The sequence below is a fragment of the Variovorax sp. CF313 genome, assembly GCF_000282635.1.
GTDB lineage: Bacteria > Pseudomonadota > Gammaproteobacteria > Burkholderiales > Burkholderiaceae_C > Variovorax.
The window spans coordinates 35,341-56,616 of sequence record NZ_AKIW01000032.1 but is presented as its reverse complement, the minus strand read 5'-3'; the positions used below and the strand labels follow the sequence as shown (position 1 = coordinate 56,616).

Annotated in this window: 18 protein-coding genes; 15 read left to right on the top strand and 3 right to left on the bottom strand. The window is 68.4% G+C overall.

The annotated features are described in order from the left end of the window. Positions 1-9 precede the first annotated feature (9 nt). Genes PMI12_RS10490 through PMI12_RS10480 form a run of 3 tightly spaced genes read left to right on the top strand, consistent with a single transcriptional unit; the run spans position 10 to position 3,211 of the window. The gene (locus PMI12_RS10490) at positions 10-1,821 is read left to right on the top strand and encodes an ArnT family glycosyltransferase (RefSeq protein WP_007831904.1); all 1,812 of its coding nucleotides are present in this window, start codon (positions 10-12) and stop codon (positions 1,819-1,821) included. Next, the gene (locus tag PMI12_RS10485; protein WP_007831903.1) at positions 1,818-2,813 is read left to right on the top strand and encodes a glycosyltransferase family 2 protein; all 996 of its coding nucleotides are present in this window, start codon (positions 1,818-1,820) and stop codon (positions 2,811-2,813) included. The genes PMI12_RS10490 and PMI12_RS10485 overlap by 4 nt, the downstream gene beginning before the upstream one ends. After that, complete coding sequence (locus tag PMI12_RS10480) at positions 2,810-3,211, top strand: GtrA family protein (RefSeq protein ID WP_007831902.1); 402 nt, start codon at positions 2,810-2,812, stop codon at positions 3,209-3,211. Before PMI12_RS10485 ends, PMI12_RS10480 begins: the two co-directional genes overlap by 4 nt. Before the next feature lie 19 nt (positions 3,212-3,230). On the opposite strand, the gene PMI12_RS10475 is transcribed toward PMI12_RS10480, so the two are convergent. Genes PMI12_RS10475 through PMI12_RS10465 form a run of 3 tightly spaced genes read right to left on the bottom strand, consistent with a single transcriptional unit; the run spans position 3,231 to position 5,925 of the window. Further along, a complete protein-coding gene (locus PMI12_RS10475) occupies positions 3,231-4,430 on the bottom strand; it encodes an amidohydrolase family protein (RefSeq protein ID WP_007831894.1) in 1,200 nt (399 codons plus the stop codon). Beyond that, positions 4,376-5,134, bottom strand: a complete 759-nt coding sequence (locus PMI12_RS10470; RefSeq protein WP_007831892.1) for a TetR family transcriptional regulator — start codon at positions 5,132-5,134, stop codon at positions 4,376-4,378. The genes PMI12_RS10475 and PMI12_RS10470 overlap by 55 nt, the downstream gene beginning before the upstream one ends. Before the next feature lie 17 nt (positions 5,135-5,151). Further along, the gene (locus PMI12_RS10465; RefSeq protein WP_007831891.1) at positions 5,152-5,925 is read right to left on the bottom strand and encodes a ferredoxin--NADP reductase; all 774 of its coding nucleotides are present in this window, start codon (positions 5,923-5,925) and stop codon (positions 5,152-5,154) included. 323 nt (positions 5,926-6,248) lie between these two features. Here PMI12_RS10465 and PMI12_RS10460 point away from each other — a divergent pair, with 323 nt between their 5' ends. The 12 genes from PMI12_RS10460 (at position 6,249) to PMI12_RS10405 (ending at position 21,201) form a co-directional block, all read left to right on the top strand. Beyond that, on the top strand, positions 6,249-7,865 hold the full coding sequence (locus tag PMI12_RS10460) for a hypothetical protein (RefSeq protein ID WP_007831888.1): 1,617 nt from the start codon (positions 6,249-6,251) through the stop codon (positions 7,863-7,865). A 155-nt stretch (positions 7,866-8,020) separates the two neighbouring features. Then, a complete protein-coding gene (locus PMI12_RS10455) occupies positions 8,021-8,926 on the top strand; it encodes a UPF0280 family protein (protein ID WP_007831885.1) in 906 nt (301 codons plus the stop codon). A gap of 21 nt (positions 8,927-8,947) precedes the next feature. Next, positions 8,948-9,589, top strand: coding sequence for an amino acid synthesis family protein (locus tag PMI12_RS10450; RefSeq protein WP_007831883.1), 642 nt, complete (start codon positions 8,948-8,950; stop codon positions 9,587-9,589). 31 nt (positions 9,590-9,620) lie between these two features. Continuing rightward, positions 9,621-10,205, top strand: coding sequence for an amino acid synthesis family protein (locus tag PMI12_RS10445; RefSeq protein WP_007831880.1), 585 nt, complete (start codon positions 9,621-9,623; stop codon positions 10,203-10,205). Between the two features lie 68 nt (positions 10,206-10,273). Then, complete coding sequence (locus PMI12_RS10440) at positions 10,274-11,479, top strand: ABC transporter substrate-binding protein (RefSeq protein WP_007831879.1); 1,206 nt, start codon at positions 10,274-10,276, stop codon at positions 11,477-11,479. 28 nt (positions 11,480-11,507) lie between these two features. Then, complete coding sequence (locus PMI12_RS10435) at positions 11,508-13,439, top strand: ABC transporter permease (RefSeq protein ID WP_007831878.1); 1,932 nt, start codon at positions 11,508-11,510, stop codon at positions 13,437-13,439. Next, positions 13,436-14,242, top strand: coding sequence for an ABC transporter ATP-binding protein (locus PMI12_RS10430; protein WP_007831877.1), 807 nt, complete (start codon positions 13,436-13,438; stop codon positions 14,240-14,242). The genes PMI12_RS10435 and PMI12_RS10430 overlap by 4 nt, the downstream gene beginning before the upstream one ends. Then, entirely contained in the window at positions 14,239-14,973 is a 735-nt protein-coding gene (locus tag PMI12_RS10425) for an ABC transporter ATP-binding protein (RefSeq protein ID WP_007831876.1), read from the top strand. Before PMI12_RS10430 ends, PMI12_RS10425 begins: the two co-directional genes overlap by 4 nt. A 37-nt stretch (positions 14,974-15,010) precedes the next feature. Next, positions 15,011-15,736, top strand: a complete 726-nt coding sequence (pncA, locus tag PMI12_RS10420; RefSeq protein WP_007831875.1) for a bifunctional nicotinamidase/pyrazinamidase — start codon at positions 15,011-15,013, stop codon at positions 15,734-15,736. A 45-nt stretch (positions 15,737-15,781) separates the two neighbouring features. Further along, on the top strand, positions 15,782-16,942 hold the full coding sequence (locus PMI12_RS10415; protein WP_413314897.1) for an ABC transporter substrate-binding protein: 1,161 nt from the start codon (positions 15,782-15,784) through the stop codon (positions 16,940-16,942). Next, positions 16,920-17,420, top strand: a complete 501-nt coding sequence (locus tag PMI12_RS10410) for a (2Fe-2S)-binding protein (RefSeq protein WP_007831865.1) — start codon at positions 16,920-16,922, stop codon at positions 17,418-17,420. The genes PMI12_RS10415 and PMI12_RS10410 overlap by 23 nt, the downstream gene beginning before the upstream one ends. Positions 17,421-17,466: 46 nt before the next feature. Next, positions 17,467-21,201: a molybdopterin cofactor-binding domain-containing protein gene (locus PMI12_RS10405; protein ID WP_007831863.1), complete on the top strand. Its 3,735-nt coding sequence runs from the start codon at positions 17,467-17,469 to the stop codon at positions 21,199-21,201. Positions 21,202-21,276 lie beyond the last annotated feature (75 nt).

Here is a 21,276-nt window from a genome sequence, read left to right as displayed (position 1 = left end):
CAGAAGCTGATGTTTGCAGCCGCGCATTACGCGGCCTTGTCGATCTTCGTGATCGGCTGCTGGGGCTTCGGCCGCGCGCTGCTGGGCCGCCTGGCCCCGCCGCCGCGCCGCGATGCGGGGCTCGAAGCGGCCATGGCCGTCGCGCTCGGGGTCGGCCTGTACATCTGTGCCTTCCAGGCGCTGGCCATCTTCGGTGCTTTCAAGGCCGGCGCGACCGTGGCGCTCGTGGTGGCAGGCGTGGTGGCCGCTGCGCTCCAGCTTCCGTCGTGGCTGCGCGAGCGGCGCGCCTTGCGCGCGAACGAACCCGCCGCGCCGTGGACCTACGTCGAGCGCATCGCGCTGATTGCGCTGGCCCTGGTCGCGCTGCCCGCGCTGGTGGCGCCGCTCGTGCCGCCGATTGCCTTCGACGAACTGATGTACCACCTGCCGTACGCGCGCCAGGTCGCACAGCAGGGCTCGCTGGGCATCCACGACTGGCTGCGCTATCCCTGGTTCCCGTACAACTACAACCTGCTCTACGCCGCCGCGCTGCAGTTCGGCGACGACGTGCTGCCGCACTTCCTCAATGCGCTGGCGGGTGCGTTGTCGGTGGTGATGGTCTATCGCCTGGGCATCCTGCACGCCAACCGGCTCACCGCCTGCATCGGCGCGGCCATCTGGCTGGGGCTCGGCGATTACTCCAACGCGCTGATCGACATGGGCGTGGCGCTGTTCGTGCTGTCGGCCTGCGTGGCGCTGTGGTGGTGGCGCGAATCGGAGCCCGGCAAGTCCGTGCACGGCGGCATGCGCTGGCTCGGCGTGGCCGCGTTCTGCCTCGGCGTGGCCGCTGGCTCGAAGTACCAGGCGTTGATCTTCCTGCCGCTGGTGGCGGTGTTCGTCATCCGGCACGAGCGCCGGCCCCGGGCCTGGGCGCTGGTGTTCGCCTGCTTCCTGGTTCCGTGCGTGTACTGGTATGCGCGCAACGCCATCATGACGGGCGACCCGTTCAACCCCATCGGCGCGCGCGTGTTCGGCTTCACCGAGTGGACACCGGCCGACTACGTGCAGCAGGTGGCCGACGTGCGCGTGCACGCCGAGCTGCCCAACGCGCTGATCTGGTCCGTGTTCTTCGCGCCGTTCAGCGTGTGGTGGAAGCGTTCGGCGGCGGTGCGTGCAGCCGGCTGGTTCTGCCTGTATTCGGTGGCCGTCTGGGTCGTGACCTCGCGCTATCCGCGCTACCTGACGGCCTCGTTCCCGCTGCTGGCCGCGATCGCGGCGATCGGCTGGCAGGTGCTGTTCGGCTGGATCGTCTCGGGCGTTCGCCGCATGTTCGGCGCCAGGAACACGGCGCAGGACGCGCCGCCTGCTGCCGTCACGCGGCGCACGCCGGCCCGCGTGGGCGACTGGGTGGCCGTGCTGCTGCTGGCCGTGCTGGCCGCCGTCTCGGTGCGCCAGACCGCCGCCAAGGTCGCGATGGTTTCGATCACGCCCGAGGCTCGCGAGGCCGTGCTGCGCCGGCACGTGCCGGGCTACGCCGTGATGGACTACCTGCGCCGCAACGCCACCGGCCGCGTCTACCAGATCGCGCTGAACGAGGCGATCTACTACGGCCCCAACCCCATCTGGGGCGACACGCTCGGGCCGTGGCGCTACACCGACTTCGGACGCCTGTCTGGCGGCGATCTCGCGCGCAAGCTCGGCGACATGGGCTTCACCGCGGTGGTCCTGCCGGACTCCGTGGTGCCCGTGTTCAGCGCGCGCATCGATTTCGACAAGTACTTCGCCGTGGAGTACGAGAAAGACGGCAGCCGGGTCTACCGTATCCTTCCCGCCGCACCATGACCGACACCGATTCCCTCGCCGTTCCAGGCAACACCGGCCTGCGCATTGCCGCGGTCATCCCCTGCTACAACGAGGCGCTGGCCATCGCCCAGGTGGTCGCGGGCTTTCGCGCCGCGCTGCCCGAGGCCGAGATCCACGTCTTCGACAACAACTCCAGCGACGACACGGCCGCCGTGGCGCGCGCGGCCGGCGCCGTCGTCACCCACGTGGCCCTGCGCGGCAAGGGCAACGTGGTGCGGCGCATGTTCGCCGACGTCGAGGCCGACGTGTACGTGATGGTCGACGGCGATGCCACCTACGACGCCGGCGCCGCGCGCCGGCTCATCGACCGGCTGGTGAACGACAACCTCGACATGGTGGTCGGCAGCCGTGTGGACGACGGCCAGGACGCGCACACCTACCGCACCGGCCACCGCCTCGGCAACCGCATGCTCACGGGCGCCGTGGCGCAGCTGTTCGGAGGTGGCCTCAGTGACATGCTCTCGGGCTACCGCGTGTTCTCGCGGCGCTATGCCAAGTCGTTCCCGGCGCTGTCGCGGGGCTTCGAGACCGAGACCGAGCTCACCGTGCACGCGCTCGAACTGCGCATGCCCTATGCAGAGGAAGGCACCGCCTACAGCACGCGCCCCGAAGGCTCCGTCAGCAAGCTCTCGACCTACCGCGACGGCTGGCGCATCCTGAAGACCATCTGCAAGCTGTTCGTGAGCGAGCGGCCGCTGCAGTTCTTCTCGATCATCGGGGGGCTGCTCGTGCTGATGTCGATCGCACTGGTCCTGCCGCTCGTCATGACCTACATGCACACCGGCCTGGTGCCCCGGCTCCCCACGGCGGTGCTGGCCACGGGCGCGATGCTGGCGGCCATGCTGTCCTTCGTGTGCGGCGTCGTCATGCAGGCCATCACGCTGGGGCGGCGGGAGGCCAAGCGGCTGCGCTATCTCGCGATTCCGGGCGTGCGCGAGCAGGCGACCCGCGCTTCACGCACCTCGCGATGAAGATCGCACGCGAGTTCCTCTCGTTCGCCGCCGTCGGCGTGATCGGGCTCGTGGTCGACGTGGTCGTGCTGTACCTGCTGGCGCCGCTGCTGGGCTGGTATGCGGCGCGCGTGGTGTCGTTCCTTGCGGCGGCGACCACCACCTGGGCCTTCAACCGCCGCTACACCTTCGCGGCCAGCGCAGCGGCCGGCCGTTCCCTCTGGCGCGAATATCTGGGCTACCTGGCGACCATGGCCGCCGGCGCAGTGCTGAACTATGGCGCCTACGTGCTGACGCTGCACTGGGTCGACGGGCGCTGGGCCGCGGCCCTGGGCGTGGCGCTGGGCAGCCTCGCCGGCATGAGCGCCAACTTCCTGTCGGCGCGCTACCTGGTCTTTCGCTCGCACCGCGGCGGCTGAAGCCGCCGGCACGGCGCGCTCAGTGCGCGCCGGAAACGACGACCGGAATTTCGGTCGCGGGCGGCGTGTTGCGGCTGCGGCCGCAGCGCACGATGCCGTCGATCATCACCATGCCCACGCCCGGAATGTCGCCGAGCTGGACGCTTTCGAGCAGGCCCGGTGCGGGCGAATGCTGCGCGCGGTCCATGAACACGAAGTCGGCATCGCGGCCCACTTCGATCAGCCCGCAGTTGAGCTTGCGGATCTTCGCCGTGTTGCCGGTCGCGAAGCAGAACACCAGCTCGGCCGGGATGTTCGCGATGGACGACAGCATCGCCACCATGCGCAGGATGCCCAGCGGCTGCACGCCCGAGCCGGCCGGCCCGTCGGTGCCGAGGATCACGCGGTGCGGGCACTTCAGCTCCAGCGCCGCCCTGGCCGCCGCGATGGCCACCTTCTCGTTGCCGTTGTGCACGATCTCGATCGCGCGCGAGCTCTTCTCGCACAGCTCGCACACATGCGCCTCGGGCAGCGAGGTGTGGCCGCCGTTGATGTGGCCGATGATGTCGGCGTCGGCTTCGAGCACCACGTCCTTGTCGATCAGGCCCGAGCCCGGGATCGACGGGCCGCCCGTGTGGATCGTGCTCTGGATGCCGTACTTGCGCGCCCAGGCCACCATTTCCTTGGCCTCGTAGCCGGCCTTGACCGAGCCCAGTCCCACTTCGCCCAGCAGGCCCACGCCTGCCTCGGCGAGTTCCTTGAAGTCGCTCTCGACCATGCCCTTCTCGATGACGGGTGCACCGGCGAGCACCTTCACGCCGCCGGGGCGGAAGTTGTCGAAGGCGCGTTGCGCGGTGATGGCCAGCGCCTTCAGTCCGACGATGTCCTTGGGGCGGCCGGGCAGGTGCACTTCGCCGGCGGAAATCATCGTCGTCACGCCGCCGTGCATGGTCGAGTCGATCCAGCCGATCTGGCCCTGGCGCGGCGTCCAGTCGCCGAACACCGGATGCACGTGGCTGTCGATCAGGCCGGGTGCCACGCAGGTCTTGCGTGCGTCGATCACGGTCTGCGCGCCTTCGAGGTCGCAGTCTTTCTCTTTGCCGACCGCCACGATCAGGCCGTCGTTCACCACGATGGTGTCGGCGTCGAGGATGGGCTTGTCGATGTCGCCCGAGAGCAGCAGCCCTATGTTCTTGATGACGACCTTGCCCGACTTGCCGCCGGCTGCGATTTCTGCCATTTCGATGTGTCCTCGTGGGGTGATGTGTTGTCTTGCGGCTCGTCCGCGCGCACCGTGCGCAGCAGCGTCTCGATCACGAAGTCTTCCCAGTGCGCGACGGCCTCCGGCGACTCCATCGGCTCGCCGAGGAAGGCGGTGAGCGTGTGCCGGTTGGAGGTGTAGAAATAGCCGGTGGACGCTATCAGCAGGTAGATGTCGCGCGCCACCAGGTCCTTGCGGAACAGGCCCTGCGCCGCGCCACTGGCGAGGATCTCCGCAATGATCGCCACCGCCCGCGACGAATACTCGCGCGCGCGCAGCGACTTCGAGATGTGCCGCCCCTTGTGCAGGTTCTCGGTGTTCAGCAGCGTGACGAACTCGGGGTTCTTGCGGTAGTAGCCCAGCACGAAGCGGATCACTTCGGTGAACGCCTCCACCGGCCGCGAGGCGTCGAGCGCAATGGCGGCCTCGGCATCGTCCATGCGCTGGTAGATGCCCTCGAGCACCGCGATGAACAGGCCTTCCTTGCTGCCGAAGTAGTAGTAGATCATCCGGTCATACGACTTCGCGGCCTTGGAGATCTTCTCCACGCTGCCGCCGTCGTAGCCGTATCGGGCGAACACCTTGGTCGCCGATTTCAGGATGCTGTCGCGCGTGGCCTGCGCCGCGGCCTCGCGCACGCCGGTGCGGCGCTGGGGCTTGGCGGCGGTGCGGTTGTCGGCCATTGCGCGCGGCGCCCTGCTTATTTTTCGGCGAACGCGCGCTCTACGACGAAGTCGCCGGGCGTCGAGGTGTTGCCTTCCTTGAAGCCGCGCTTTTCGAGGATGTGCTTCAGGTCGACCAGCAGGCCGGGGCTGCCGCACAGCATGACGCGGTCTTCCTCGACGTTGAGCGGGGGCAGGCCGAGGTCGTCGGTGAGCTTGTTGCTCTCGATGAGGTCGGTGATGCGGCCTTGGTTGCGGAACTCCTCGCGCGTGACCGTCGGGTAGTAGAGCAGCTGCTTGGCAACCATCTCGCCCAGGAACTCGTGCTTGGGCAGGTGGTCGATCACGAGGTCGTGGTAGGCCAGCTCGTCGACCTGGCGCACGCCGTGCACCAGAATGACCTGCTCGAACTTCTCGTAGGTGTCGGGGTCGCGGATGATGCTCATGAACGGTGCCAGGCCGGTGCCGGTGCCGAACAGGTACAGGCGCTTGGCCGGCAGCGTGTAGTCGATCAGCAGCGTGCCGGTGGGCTTGCGGCCCACGATGACGGTGTCGCCCACCTGGATGTGCTGCAGCTTCGAGGTGAGCGGGCCTTCTTCCACCTTGATACTCAGGAACTCGAGATGCTCCTCGTAGTTCGGGCTCACGATGCTGTAGGCGCGCAGCAGGGGCTTGTTGTTGACCTTCAGGCCGATCATTGTGAAATGACCGTTCGAGAAGCGCAGCGCCGGGTCGCGCGTGGTGGTGAAGGTGAACAGGCGGTCGGTCCAGTGGTGGACGCTCAGGACGCGTTCTTCGCTGAATGCACTCATACGGAACTCAAGAGTTGGTTGGAACAGTGGAAGGTGGCTGGGCCGGGATGCACGCCCTTGGGGCATGCGGCCGCCGGCCGGCTGCGAACCCTCCATTGTCGTTGGTCGGAAAAACCCCGACGGACAGCGCGAGAAAACACCATTGCAAGCATCGGGCCCGTTTGCTACATTGACTGCGAATGTAGTGAACGCAACATGAAAGTGTAGGGAATGCTACACAAACGGAAGTCGGTGCACAAGCGGGCTGACGGCACGTTTGTTGCAAACCCCGGCAGCCAGGATTTGCCCCCGCACATCACCGAAACGCCCACGAGATCGCCCCGATGACAGAACACACCAAGACAGATGGCCTCCCCGGCATGGACATGCCCGTGGTGGCCGAAGCCGGCGGCGGCGCCTTCGGCAAGGCGCCGCCGCGCAACGAGCGCATGAGCACTGCCAAGGTCGAGTGCAACGCCTGCCCGGTGCTGTGCCAGATCTCCGACGGCCGCACCGGCGCCTGCGACCGCTACGCCAATCGCGACGGCGTGCTGGTGCGCGTCGATCCGGTGGTGCTGCTGCGCCGAACGATCGAGAGCGAGGCGCCGGCGCTGGTGCCTTTTGATCGCCCGGGCGCCGAGCCCGCCACGGCGCAGGCCCCCGACTGGAACGGCGACCTGCTGCACGCCGACGAAGTCTTCGTCACCGGCGTGGGCTCGTCCACCACCTACCCCGACTACAAGCCCGCGCCCTTCATCGTGGCTTCCAAAGCCCAGGGCGTCGACATGGTCACCGTCGTCACCGAAGGCATCTTCAGCTACTGCAGCTTCAAGGTGAAGATCGACACCGACCGCTTCCTCGGCTCCGAGCAGGCCAACGTGCGCTACCGCGGCGAGGTCGTGGGCCACGTCACCACGGCCGAGTACGGCTCGCAGATGCTCTCGCTGGGCGGCGTGCACCACCTCACCGGCGGCAGCAAGAAAGAAGGCCGCATGACGGCCGAGCTGATGCAGCTGCTGGGCAACAAGAAGGCCGTGGAGTGCACCATCGACGGCGGCTCCACCCTTGTCATTCAGGCCGGTAGGGCGCCCATCGTCAACGGCGTGGAAGAGCAGCGCATGCGCGTGGGCTGCGGCTCGGCGGCGGTCGGCATCTTCGCGCGCCAGTTCGCGGGCGTGGCCGACGAGGTGGTGGTGGTCGACGACCACATCACCGGCGTGCTCACCGAGCACCAGGCCGGCCGCTGCCTCGACATGGCGCCCTCGGGCATCCAGATGCTGGGGCGCAAGTCGACGCCGGGGCGCTACTTCCAGGTGGCGAATCCGGGCAACGGCTGGGGCGGCACCGACATCGCCGATCCGCTGGCGATCATCGAGGGCTGGGAAGAGGGCGTGGCGCGGCCCGGCCTGCGCCTGCTGATGACCTCGACCACCGGCGAGCACGCGCAGTGGTACGTGCTCGACGATGCGCTCAAGCCCGTCGAACAGCCGATGCCGCCCGAAGTGAAGCGCATCGTCGATCGCATCGGCGAGAACTGCGAGCCTTCGCTGTGCACCGTGCTGTTCCTCGGCGGCGCCGGTGGCAGCCTGCGCGCGGGCGTCACCGAAAACCCGGTGCTGCTCACGCGGGCCATCAAGCGCGCGCTGGTCAACGTCACCTGCGGCGGCGCGCCGGCCTACGTGTGGCCTGGCGGCGGCATCACCGTGATGGCCGATGTCATGCGCATGCCCGACAACAGCTTCGGCACCGTGCCCACGCCAGCCATCGTCGCGCCCATCGAGTTCAGCATGCGGCGCGACGACTACGAGGCGCTCGGCGGTCACATGGAGCACATCTTTTCGCTCGAGCAGGCGCTCGCGCGCGGTGCATGGCAGGAAGACGGCGCACCGCTCGCACGCCAATGGCTCGCAATGGACGATGCCAACCCGTGGCCGCTCGGCCACGCACCCATGCTGGGCTGATCCATGCTCGCGTCGATGTGCGGCTTGCGTGTTGCTCCTTCCCCCTCCGGGGGAAGGCTGGGATGGGGGCGGGCAGAGCGCCCGATGGATACGCCGCGTGCCCCCACCCCGACCCTCCCCCGGGAGGGGAGGGAGAAAGACGGGAGCGCGCAGCCATGAGCGCCCAACGCAGTGCCCTCGACAGCGGCCGCTGGCACTTCAACCACGGCCCGATCGACATCGTGGCCGAGGCGCACGGCGACCCCTACGCCGTGGCGGCCGCGCACGACGCTGCGTGGGCGCGCTTCGTCCATGTGCTCGACGAGCTCGTGCGCGAGCTGCCGCTGCTGCGCCTGCCCGTGAGCGACGACATGCGTCCGCGAGGCGTGGTCGCCAGGCGCATGTGGGACGCCTGCGCCGCGTTCTCGCCGATGTTCATCACGCCCATGGCGGCAGTCGCGGGCTCGGTCGCGCAGGAGCTGATCGCGTTCTACGACCGTCCCGGCATCGAGCGCGCGTGGATCAACAACGGCGGCGACATCGCACTGCACCTCGCGCCCGGCCAGTCGGCGCGCGTGGGTGTGTTCGCCGACCTCGCGCGCTTCGACTGGCGCGACCACGGCGGCGCCCTCACCACAGACGGCCAGTTCGAACTGCACGCGGACCAGCCCGTGCGCGGCGTCGCCACCAGCGGCTGGCGCGGGCGCAGCTTTTCGCTGGGCATCGCCGACAGCGTGACGGTCCTGGCCGCCACCGCAGCGCAGGCCGACGCCGCCGCGACAGTGATCGCCAACGCCGTCGATGTCGACGACGACGCCATCGCGCGCCGCCCCGCGAACGAATGCAAGGACGACAGCGACCTCGGCGACATGCTCGTCACCGTCGACGTGCCGACGCTCGCACCGTCGCAGGTCAAAAGCGCACTCGATACGGGCGCGATCTGCGCCAAGGTCCTGCAAAAAGGGGGGCTCGCCTGGGCCGTTCTACTCGTTTGCCAGGGGCAGTTTCGACTTGTCGAGCCCTTATGCTCGAAGTCGCTGCAGACAGTGCTGCCGAAAGCAGTTGGTTCAGTATTTGCTTAACGAAAAGCAAGGTCCTTTTTCATGATCGATATACGCCGCGTCTTCACCCATGTCGAGCACATCCACCACGAGTTCGGACCGCGTGCCGACACCCCGTTGGTGCGCGGTGCCATCGGCGCGGTGCTGACCAATCCTTTCGCCGGCCGCTACGAGCCCGACATCCTTCCGATGATGGCGCTGCTCGACCCCGTGGGCGTCGACATGGCGCACAGGCTGCACGCCGCCATGGACGTGCCGCTTGAGCAGATCGCCACCTACGGCAAGGGCGCCATCGTCGGCGCCGATGGCGAGCTGGAGCACGGCGCACTGTGGCATGTGCCCGGCGGCTACGCGATGCGCGAACTGCTCGGCTGGAAGGGCAGCCGCGCGGCCTACACCGCGGGCAAGGCCGAAGAGAAAACCGGCCAGCCAGGCAATGCGCTGTCCATCGTGCCCTCGACCAAGAAGGTCGGGCCGCCCGGTGCCGCACTCGACGTGCCGCTGACCAACATCAACGCGAGCTACGTGCGCGGCCAGTTCGATGCCATCGAAGTGCGCGTGCCCGGCGCGCCTGCGGCCGACGAGATCGTCTTCATCCTCGCGATGAGCACCGGCTACCGCGTGCACGCCCGCGTCGGCGGCCTGCTCGCCAAAGACATCAGCAAATGGGACGGCCTGCGCTGACCTGAACAAGAGACACGAAGGAACACAAGACATGACCGCCAACATCCGCAAGCTCGTAATCCAGGTCGACGAAACCCGCAAGGAGATGGGCCAGGACGTCACGCCGCCCACGCGCCGCGCCGTCGCCATCGCCGTGATCGAGAACCCCTATGCGGGGCGCTACAGCGAGAACCTCGACGAACTCATCGCCATCGGCGAAGAGCTCGGCGCGCTGCTGGGCCAGAAGGCCGTGAAGGCGCTCGGCATCGAGCCCGGTCAGGCGCAGAGCTACGGCAAGGCCGCCATCGTCGGCGAGCGCGGCGAGCTCGAACACGCCGCTGCCATCCTGCATCCCAAGCTCGGCGCGCCGCTGCGCGCGGCGGTCGAGAAGGGCGCGGCGCTCGTGCCTTCGGCCAAGAAGCTGGGCACGCTGGGCACTGCCATCGACGTGCCGCTCGGCCATAAGGACGCGGCCTTCGTTCGCAGTCACTTCGACGCCATCGAAGCCCGCGTGAGCGATGCGCCGCGCGCCAACGAGATCGTGGTGGCGGTCGCAGTCACCGACAGCGGCCGTCCACTGCCGCGCATTGGCGGCCTGCAGGTCAGCGAAATCAAGGGCGAAGACGGCCTGCGCTAACGCCGTCCCGCCCGCCCCGCATCCACTCACGCCGTTTTCTTCTCTTTCGATCCCAAGGAGTTTTCCTCATGAACCCATTGCGTCACGTCTTCAGCGCCGCGGCCCTCGCCGCGCTGACCACTGCTCTCGTTCCCGCGCATGCGCAGGGCGTGATCAAGATCGGCGAGGTCAACAGCTACAAGGCCCAGCCCGCCTTCCTCGAGCCCTACAAGAAGGGGATGGAGCTGGCCGTCGAAGAAATCAACGCCAAGGGCGGCGTCAACGGCCGCAAGGTCGAACTCATCACGCGCGACGACAACGCCAACCCGGGCGACGCCGTGCGCGTGGCCGAGGAGCTGGTGGCGCGCGAGAAGATCGACGTGCTCACCGGCACCTTCCTGTCGAACACCGGCCTGGCCGTGGCCGACTTCGCCAAGCAGAAGAAGATCTTCTTCCTGGCCGGCGAACCGCTGACCGACAAGATGACCTGGCAGGGCGGCAACGAATACACCTACCGCCTGCGCCCCGGCACCTACATGCAGGCCGCGATGCTCGTGCCCGAGGCCGTCAAGCTCAAGAAGAAGCGCTGGGCCGTCGTGTACCCCAACTACGAATACGGCCAGTCGGCCGTGGCCGCGTTCAAGACGCTGCTGAAGGCCGCGCAGCCCGACGTCGAGTTCGTCGCCGAGCAGGCGCCGCCGCTCGGCAAGGTCGATGCGGGCGCGGTCGCGCAGGCGCTGGCCGATGCCAAGCCCGACGCGATCTTCAACGTGCTGTTCGGCGCCGACCTGTCGAAGTTCGTGCGCGAAGGCAACACGCGCGGCCTGTTCAAGGACCGCGCGGTCGTCAGCGTGCTGACCGGCGAGCCCGAATACCTCGACCCCCTCAAGGACGAAACGCCCAACGGCTGGATCGTGACCGGCTACCCCTGGTACGGCATCCAGACGCCCGAGCACAAGGCCTTCTTCCTCGCCTACCACGGCAAGTACAAGGACTATCCGCGCCTGGGTTCGGTGGTCGGCTACAGCATGATCAAGTCGGTCGCGGCCGGCATCGAGAAGGCCAAGAGCACCGAGACGCCGAAGCTCGTCGCCGCGTTCAAGGGCCTGCAGGTCGACACGCCGTTCGGCAAGATCAGCTACCGCGCCGAGGACCACCAGTCCACCATGGGCGCCTTCGTCGGCAAGACGAAGAACGAGAACGGCAAGGGCGTGATGGTCGACTACACGTATTTCGACGGCGCCAAGTTCCAGCCGAGCGCCGCCGACGTCAAGAAGTCCCGCGCTGCCGACTGACCTTTTTCTTCCCGGAATGCTTGCACCCATGAGCCTCTCGTCCCTGCTGCTTCAGTTCCTCACCGGGCTGTCGTCGGCTTCGTCGCTGTTCCTTGTGGGGGCCGGCCTTTCGCTGATCTTCGGCGTCACGCGCATCGTCAACTTTGCGCATGGCTCCTTCTTCATGGTCGGCATCTACCTCGCCTACACGCTGGTCGAGAAGCTCGGCGGCGGCATGGCCTTCTGGCCGGCCGTGGTGCTGTCCGCCGTCGCGGTCGGCATCCTCGGCGCGCTGATCGAGATGGTGCTGCTGCGCCGCATCTACAAGTCGCCCGAGCTGTTCCAGCTGCTGGCGACCTTCGCACTCGTGCTGGTCATCAAGGACGCGGTGCTCTATGTCTGGGGCCCCGACGAACTGCTCGGTCCGCGCGCACCGGGCCTGTCGGGCTCGGTCGAGATCCTGGGCCGGCAGTTCCCCACGTATGACCTGTTCCTGATCGTCGTCGGCCCGGTCGTGCTCGGGCTCATGTGGCTGCTGCTCACGCGCACCCGCTGGGGCACGCTGGTGCGCGCCGCCACGCAGGACCGCGAGATGGTCAGCGCGCTGGGCGTGAACCAGGCCTGGCTGTTCACCGCGGTGTTCGGGCTCGGCGCGATGCTCGCGGGCCTGGGCGGCGCGCTGCAGCTGCCGCGCGAGCCGGCCACGCTCGCGCTGGACCTCAACACCATCGGCGCGGCCTTCGTGGTCGTGGTGGTGGGCGGCATGGGCTCCATTCCGGGCGCCTATGCGGCGGCGCTGCTGATCTCGGAGATCAAGGCGGTCTGCATCTGGATCGGCGTGGTGGAAATCTTCGGCTACAGCGTGTCGTTCTCCAAGCTCACGCTGGTGGTCGACTTCGTCGTGATGGCCGTGGTGCTGGTGTGGCGCCCGTGGGGCCTGTTCGGCCGGCCGCAGGCGCCGAGCCGCTACGTGGGCATGGCCGAGGAGCCGCTGCGCCGCGCGAGCAAGGGCTACCTGTGGCTGGTCGCCGCGCTGGGCGTGGTGTTGATGGCGATGCCGCTGCTCACGGCCGACTCTCCCTACACCACGGTGCTGCTGATCGACCTGCTGATCGCCGCGCTGTTCGCCGCGAGCCTGCACTTCATCATGGGCCCGGCCGGCATGCACTCGTTCGGGCATGCCGCCTACTTCGGCCTCGGGGCCTACGGTGCCGCACTGCTGGTGCGCGCGAGCGGCCTGCCGATGGAAGCGGCGCTGGTCGTGGCGCCGCTGGTCGCGGCCATCGGCGCTTTCGTCTACGGCTGGTTCGCGGTGCGGCTGTCGGGTGTGTACCTCGCGATGCTCACGCTGGCCTTCGCGCAGATCACCTGGGCCATCGTCTACCAGTGGGACTCGTTCACCGGCGGCAGCAACGGCCTCACGGGCGTGTGGCCCTCGGAGTGGCTGTCGGACAAGCGCACCTACTACTGGCTCACGCTGGTGCTCGCGGCCGCAGGCATCCTGATGCTGCGCCGCGTGCTGTTCTCGCCCTTCGGCTACGCGCTGCGCGCGGGCCGCGACTCGCTGCTGCGCGCCGATGCCATCGGCATCGACGTCAAGCGCATGCAGTGGACGGCTTTCGTCATCGCCGGTGCAGCGGCTGGCCTCGCGGGTTCGCTGTATGCCTTCTCCAAGGGCAGCATCTCGCCCGAAAGCCTCAGCGTCGACAAGTCGGTCGACGGGCTGGTGATGGTGCTGCTGGGCGGCATCCAGACGCTGGCGGGGCCGGTGGTGGGCGCCGTCACCTTCAGCTGGCTGCACGACACCGTGGCGCGCAACACCGACTACTGGCGCGCGACGCTGGGCGCCATCATCCTGCTCCTCGTGCTGCTGTTCCCGCAGGGCATCGCGGGCTTCGCAAAGCAGCTGACCGACCGCGTGCTGCGCCGGGTCAAGCCCGATTCACCGACAGCGGCCGAGGTGAAGGAGGCCAAGGCATGACCACCTCCAGTGCACCCCTTCTCAAGGTCGAGAACCTCGGCAAGTCCTTCGGCGGCGTGAAGGCCGTCGATGGCATCAGCTTCGAGCTGCACGCCGGCGAACTGCTCGCGCTGATCGGCCCGAACGGCGCCGGCAAGTCCACCACCTTCAACATGGTGAACGGTCAGCTGAAGGCCGACCAGGGTTCGATCTTGTTCGACGGGCACGAACTCGTGGGCCGCAAGCCGCGCGACATCTGGCGCCGCGGCGTGGGCCGCACCTTCCAGATTGCCGAGACTTTTGCCTCGCTCACCGTGGTCGAGAACGTGCAGATGGCGCTGCTGTCGCACGACGGCAAGCTGTTCTCGATGTGGCGCCGCGCGGCCGACCACAAGCGCGACGAAGCACTGGCGCTGCTCGACCAGGTCGGCATGAAATCGCAGGCCGACCGGCCCTGCAGCGTGCTGGCCTATGGCGACGTGAAGCGCGTCGAACTCGCCATCGCGATGGCCAACTCGCCCAAGCTGCTGCTGATGGACGAGCCCACCGCCGGCATGGCGCCCAAGGAGCGCAACTCGCTGATGGCGCTGACCAAGGACCTCGTCATCCAGCGCGGCATGGCCGTGCTGTTCACCGAGCACAGCATGGACGTGGTGTTCGCCTATGCCGACCGCATGATCGTGCTCGCGCGCGGGCGCCTCATCGCGCAGGGCAAACCGCTCGAAATCCGAGACCACCCGAAGGTGCAGGAGGTGTACTTCGGCAGCGGCAAGACATTCGAGAAGATTGCAGAGAAAGCCGCAGCCCTTGGAGTCGCAGCATGAGCACACACGAACCTCTTCTGCAGGCCAAGGCCCTGTGCGCCTGGTACGGCGCCGCGCAGATCCTCTATGACGTCGACCTCGACGTGCGCCGCGGCGAAGTGGTTGCGCTCATGGGCCGCAACGGCGCGGGCAAGTCGACCACGCTCAAGGCGCTGATCGGCATGCTCGCCAAGCGCCGAGGCGCCGTGCGTTTCCTGGGCCACGACATCTCGAAGAGCGAGCCGCACCACGCCGCGCGACTGGGCCTGGGCTTCGTGCCCGAAGACCGCCGCGTATTCACCGACCTCACGGTGATGGAGAACCTCGAGGTCGGCAAGCAGCCCGCGCGCCGCTGGGCCGACGGCACCGACGCGCCGCTGTGGACGCCCGAGCGGCTGTTCAAGCTGTTTCCCAACCTCGGCGAGATGCCCAGCCGACCGGGTGGGCGCATGAGCGGCGGCGAGCAGCAGATGCTCACGGTCGCGCGCACGCTCATGGGCAACCCCTACCTGGTGCTGCTCGACGAGCCGTCCGAAGGCGTGGCCCCGGTGATCGTCGAGCAGATGGCCAACATGATTCTCGAATTGAAGGCGCAGGGCGTGAGCATCCTGCTGTCGGAGCAGAACATGCACTTCGCCGAGCTGGTGTCCGACCGCGCCTATGTGCTCGAGAAGGGGCAGATCCGCTATCACGCGACGATGGCCGAGCTCGCGGCCAACGACGAAGTGCGCCGTGCTTATCTGAGCGTCTGAGTCTTTCGTTCTTCATCAACCCACCGGAGTCCACGCCATGCATCGCAGAACCCTCGTGAAATCCGCCGCCGCCCTCGGGCTGGCCGGCGGCCTCGGCAGTTTCGGCTTCAACGCTTTCGCGGCCGGCAAGATCAAGCCGGGCGCCAAGGCTGCGTTGATCGTGGTCGACGTGCAGAACTGCTTTCTCGACGGCGGCACGCTCGCGGTCAAGGGCGGCAACGAGGTGATTCCGGTCATCAACGCACTCGCACCGGCGTTCGAGAACATCGTCGTGACGCAGGACTGGCACACGGCGGGCCATGCCTCGTTCGCAAGCACCTACAGCGGCAAGAAGCCCTTCGAGACCACCAAGCTCAGCTACGGCACGCAGGTGCTGTGGCCCGACCATTGCGTGCAGGGCACGGACGACGCGGCGCTCGGCAAGGACCTGAAGGTGCCGACCGCGCAACTCGTCATCCGCAAGGGCTTCCACAAGGACATGGACAGCTACTCGGCCTTCGAGGAGGCCGACCACAAGACGGCCACCGGCCTGGCCGGCTACTTGAAGGCGCGCGGCATCAAGACCGTGTTCGTCACCGGGCTGGCCACCGACTTCTGCGTGGCATGGACCGCGATGGACGCACGCAAGGCCGGCTTCGAGGCCTATGTAATCGAGGACGCCACGCGCGGCATCGACCTCAACGGCTCGCTCGCCGCGGCCTGGAAACAGATGGCGGCCAAGGGCGTCAAGCGCATCCAGTCCGCCGATGTACAGGCCACCTGAACGAACGAATCGTTCCCTGACGACCACAACCTGAGAAAAAGACGCATGAAGCTTTCGATATCAAGGCGCGCCATGGTGGCGGGCGGCGCAATGCTGGCGCTCGGCCCCGGATTTCTTCGATCGGCACGCGCTGAAAACGGCGTGTCCGACACCACCATCCGCATCGGCCAGTCGGCCGTGCTCAGCGGGCCGGCGAAAGACTTCGGCATCGACTACCGCGCGGGCATCAAGCTGTACTTCGACCGCGTCAACAAGTCGGGTGGCGTCAATGGCCGCAAGATCGAACTCGTCACTTACGACGATGCCTACGACCCGGCGAAGACGGCCGCCAACACCGCGAAGCTGATCGATGAGGACAAGGTCTTCGCGCTCACCGGCTACGTGGCCACCGGCAACCTCGCGGCCGCGATGCCGCTCGCTGAGAAGGCCGGCGTGCCGATGTTCGCGCCGCTGGTGGGCACCAGCTCGTTCCGCGCCAAGGTCAACCGCTACCTGTTCCACGTGCGCGCGGGCTACGACCTGGAGCTGCGCAAGATCATCAGCCACCTCTCGACCATCGGCATTTCGTCGATCGCCGTGGTGTACCAGGACAGCCCCTTCGGCAAGTCGAACCTCGCCACCTGCGAGGAATTGGCGGCCGACTACAAGGTGCAGGTCGTGAAAACGCTGCCGCTCGCGATCACGGCGGAAGACGCGAAGCAGGTCGCCACCAGCCTCGCCGAAGCCAAGCCCGGCGCGGTCGTGATGATCATGGCCGGCCGCATGGTCGAGGTGTTCATGCGCGACTACCGCGCGAACGGCGTGGGCTCGCCGCTGTACACGCTGTCGGTCGGCATCACCGACGCGGCCGGCTCGGCCAAGCGGCTCGACGGCAAGCTCGCGGGGCTGGTCACGGCCAGCATCGTGCCGCCGCCGACGGCGCAGCGCGTGCCCATCGTGGCCGACTACCAGCGCGACCGCGCCGAGTTCGGCGAGAAGATCGACAGCTACACCGCGCTGGAGGGCTACATCGTCGCGCGCGTGATGGCCGAGGGCCTGCGCCGGGCGGGCAAGACGCTCACGCGCGACAGCTTCATCGCCGGGCTGGAGAGCATCGGCAGCACGCGCTTCGGCGACTTCCCCATCGAGTACAGCGCGAAGAACCACAACGGCTCGACCTTCGTGGACCTGGAGATGTACACCCGTGACGGACAGTTGCGGCGCTGAGCCGCTGCACCTGCTGGTCAACGGCCGGGCGCAATCGATCGAGGGCGTGCCGCGCGAGGCGACGCTGCTGCACCTGCTGCGCAACGACCTGGGGCTGAACGGCCCCAAGTACGGCTGCGGACTGGGGCAGTGCGGCGCGTGCACGGTGCATGTCGACGGCGTGGCGGCGCGCTCGTGCGTGATTCCCGCGCATGGCGTGGCGGGGCGTGCGATCACCACGCTCGAAGGGCTGGGCGCGCGCGGCGATTGGCATCCGGTGCAGGCCGCGTTCGAAGATGCGCAGGCCGCGCAGTGCGGCTACTGCCTCAACGGCATGGTGATGCAGGCGGCCGCCTTGCTTGCGCGCGATCCGGATGCGAGCGAGGCGCGCATCCGCAGCGAGCTGTCGGGCAATTTGTGCCGCTGCGGCACGCACATCGAAATACTCGATGCGGTGCAGCGCGCGGCTTTCCGCATGCGCGCGAAGGTGGCTCCATGAGCCGGTGGCCTTTTTCCCTCTCCCGGTGGGAGAGGGGGCAACAGCCATGACACGCCGCGCCGATCTGCCGCGCACGCGCGCCGAATTCCTCGCTTCCAACGGCGTTCTGCTGGTGGTGCGCGAGACCCCGCCCGCGCCGCCGACCGCCAATGGCCAGCCAGCCTTCATCGCCGGCAACCCCATCGAGGGCGACGAGATCCTGCTCGCCGTATGGGACGACGGCAGCGCCTGCGCGCTCAACGGCCACGTCGACCTTGGCACTGGCATCCAGACCGCGCTCGGACAGATCGTGGCCGAGGAGCTTGACCTCGGCATGCCCTGCGTGCGCGTGATGCTCGGCGATACCGCGCGCGCGCCCAACCAGGGCGCGACCATCGCGAGCGCGTCGATCCAGATCCATGCGCAGCCGCTGCGCCTCGCCGCCGCGCAGGCGCGCGCGTGGCTGGTCGCACGCGCGGCCGAGCGGCTCGGCGTGGACGTCGATGCGCTGCAGGTGCGCAACGGCGTGGTGCGCGTTACCGAGGCGCCGGATCGCCACGTCGGCTACGCCGAGCTCGTGGCCGGCCAGCGCACCGTGCTGCGGCTCGATCCCCAGGCGCAGCCCAAGGACCCGGCGGACTACCGCGTCGTCGGCACGCGCCAGGCGCGCGTCGACATTCCGGCCAAGCTCGCGGGCGACCTCGTGTTCGTGCACGACATGCGCGTGCCCGGCATGCTGCATGGCCGCGTGGTGCGCCCGCCGTATGCGGGCGCGGACCATGGCGAGTTCATCGGCAACACGCTCGAGTCGGTGGACGAATCGTCCATCGCGCACATTCCCGGCATCCGCGCGGTGGTCGTCATCCGCGATTTCATCGGCATCGTGGCCGAGCGCGAGGAGCACGCCGAGCAGGCGCTGCGCGAACTGCGCGTCGCGTGGAAACCGTGGCCCGGCATGCCCGACCTCGGCGACCTTGCACGGGCGCTGCGTGACAACCCCTCGACGCAGCGCCTGCTGGTCGATGAAGGCGATGTGGATGGCGCCATCGCCGCGGCCGCGCAGCCGATGCACCGCACGTATGTGTGGCCGTACCAGATGCACGCGTCCATCGGGCCCTCGTGCGCGCTGGCCGAGTGGCAGCCGATCGATGGCGGCGGCATCGTCCTTCGCTGCTGGGCCGGCTCGCAGAACCCGCATGTGCTGCGCGCCGATCTGGCGAAGCTCATGGGCGTGGAAGACGTGCAGGTCGACGTCATCCGCATGGAAGCGGCAGGCTGCTACGGCCGCAACGGCGCCGACGACGTGGCCGCCGATGCCGCCTTGCTCGCGCGCGCCGTCGGCGCGCCGGTGCGCGTGCAGCTCAAGCGCGAACAGGAGCACGCCTGGGAGCCCAAGGGCGCCGCGCAGCTCATGGAGATCGACGGCGGCCTGATGGCCGATGGCCGCGTGGCCGCCTACGACTTCGAAACCTCGTACCCGTCCAACGGCGCGCCCACGCTCGCGCTGCTGCTCACGCGCACCATCGAGCCGGTGGCGCAGGCCTACGAGATGGGCGACCGCACTGCGCGCCCGCCATACAGCTACGACAACCTGCGCGTGAAGGTCAACGACATGGCGCCGATCGTGCGCGCCTCGTGGCTGCGCGGCGTGTCGGCGCTGCCGAGTTCGTTCGCGCACGAGTCGTACATCGACGAGCTCGCCACGGCGGCGGGTGTCGATCCGGTGCAATTCCGGCTGCGGCACCTGGACGATCCGCGCGCGTTCGAGCTCGTGCAGGCGACCGCGCAGGAGGCCGGCTGGCGCATGCGCACCGGACCGCAGGAAAACGCCGACGGCGGGCTCGGGGAGGGCGGCGACATCCTCTTCGGGCAGGGCTTCGCGTATGCGCGCTACATCCACAGCAAGTGGCCGGGCTTCGGCGCGGCGTGGGCCGCGTGGGTGGCCGATGTGGAGGTCAACCGCAAGACCGGCGAGGTGCACGTGCGCCGCGTCGTGGTGGGGCACGACGCGGGTTTGCTGGTCAACCCAGCGGGTGTCGAACACCAAGTGCACGGCAACGTGATCCAGACCACGAGCCGGGCGCTGAAGGAGCAAGTGCAGTTCGCGCCGCAGGGTGGGTCTGGCGGCGCACAACTGCCTGGGGTGTTGCCTTCCGGTGTGGTCGCGAGCCGTGAGTGGGGCAGCTACCCGATCATCAATTTCCGCGAAGTGCCGGTGATCGAGGTGATGCACATGCCCCGGCCCGGCGAGCCTTCGCTGGGCGCGGGCGAATCGTCGTCGGTGCCGGGGACGGCGGCGATCGCGAATGCGATCTTCGATGCGACGGGGGTGCGGTTCAGATCGCCGCCGTTCACGCCGGAGACGGTGTTGGCGGAGTTGAATCGGGAATTTCTCCCTCCCCCTTTGCGGGAGGGCGGGGGCGAGCGGCGTACGAATGGTGACGCTGCCGTGCCCCCATCACAACCTTCCCCCAGAGGGGGAAGGAGCAATGCGGGAGCCATCTGGCCCAAGAGGAAGGGCCTGTGGGCCACGGGTGCCGCACTCTTCATCGGCGGCCTCGGCATCATCGCCGGCCTGCTCGGCTGGCGCTCCGCCATCGCGCCCGTATCGCTCACCGCACCCGTCTACAGCCAGTCCACCATCGACCGCGGCCGCGTGCTCGCCGCCGCCGGCGACTGCGCCGTGTGCCACACCGCGCCCGGCGGCACACCGAACGCAGGCGGCCGCGCGATGGAGACGCCCTTCGGCACGCTCTACACCACCAACCTCACGCCCGATGCGGACACGGGCCTCGGCCGCTGGTCTTTCAGCGCCTTCCAGCGCGCGATGCGCGAAGGCGTCTCGCGCGACGGCCACTACCTGTACCCCGCGTTCCCCTACACCGCGTTTGCGAAGACCAGCGACGACGACCTGCAGGCGCTCTATGCGTACTTCATGTCGATGCCTGCGGTGCGTGCGGAAACGCCGAAGTCCGAACTCAGGTTCCCGTTCAGCATGCGCCCGTTGATGGCCGGCTGGAACGCGCTCTTCCACGACCCCACGCCGGTGCGGCCCGTGGCCACGCAAAGCGCCGAGTGGAACCGCGGCGCGTACCTCGTCAACGGCCTGGGTCATTGCGGCGCATGCCACACGCCGCGCAACGCGCTCGGCGCGGAGCAGGGCGGCAGCGCGTTCCTCTCGGGCGCGATGGTCGACGGCTGGGAGGCGCCCGCACTCACGCAGTTGTCGAAGGCCGCCGTGCCGTGGGACACCGACGCGCTGTACCGCTACCTGCGTAACGGTCATTCGCCGCGCCACGGCATCGCGGGCGGGCCGATGGCCGAGGTGGTGCGCGAACTCGCGCAGGTGCCCGACGATGATGTGCGCGCGATGGCCGTGTACCTCGGCTCGCTCAATCCCGCACCGGTGGCGGAGCCGCAAGCGCTTGCGCAACAGGCCATCGACAACGCGGCGCGCACCCAGGACCAGCTTCTCGGCCCCGCGCAGCGCATGTTCGACAGCGCCTGTGCCTCATGCCACCACGACGGCGACGGCCCCACGCTGCTCGGCGTGAACACGCCGCTGGCCCTCAACAGCAGCCTCACGAGCGCGCGGCCCGACAACCTGCTGCGCACCATCCTCGACGGCGTGCGCGAGCCCGCAAGCCGCGACATCGGCTTCATGCCTGCGTTCCGCGAGGCGCTCGACGACCGGCAGATCGCCGAACTCGCCGGCTACATGCGCGCGCGCTTCGCACCGCAGGAGCCCGCGTGGGCCAACCTGCCCGCCGAAGTGGCGCGCGTGCGAGCCGCGCGGCACTGACACAAAAGGAGCGGCCGGCCGCGTCGCCTCCCCGCTGCGCCGCTACGATGCAACGTAGCGCACACAACCTCACGG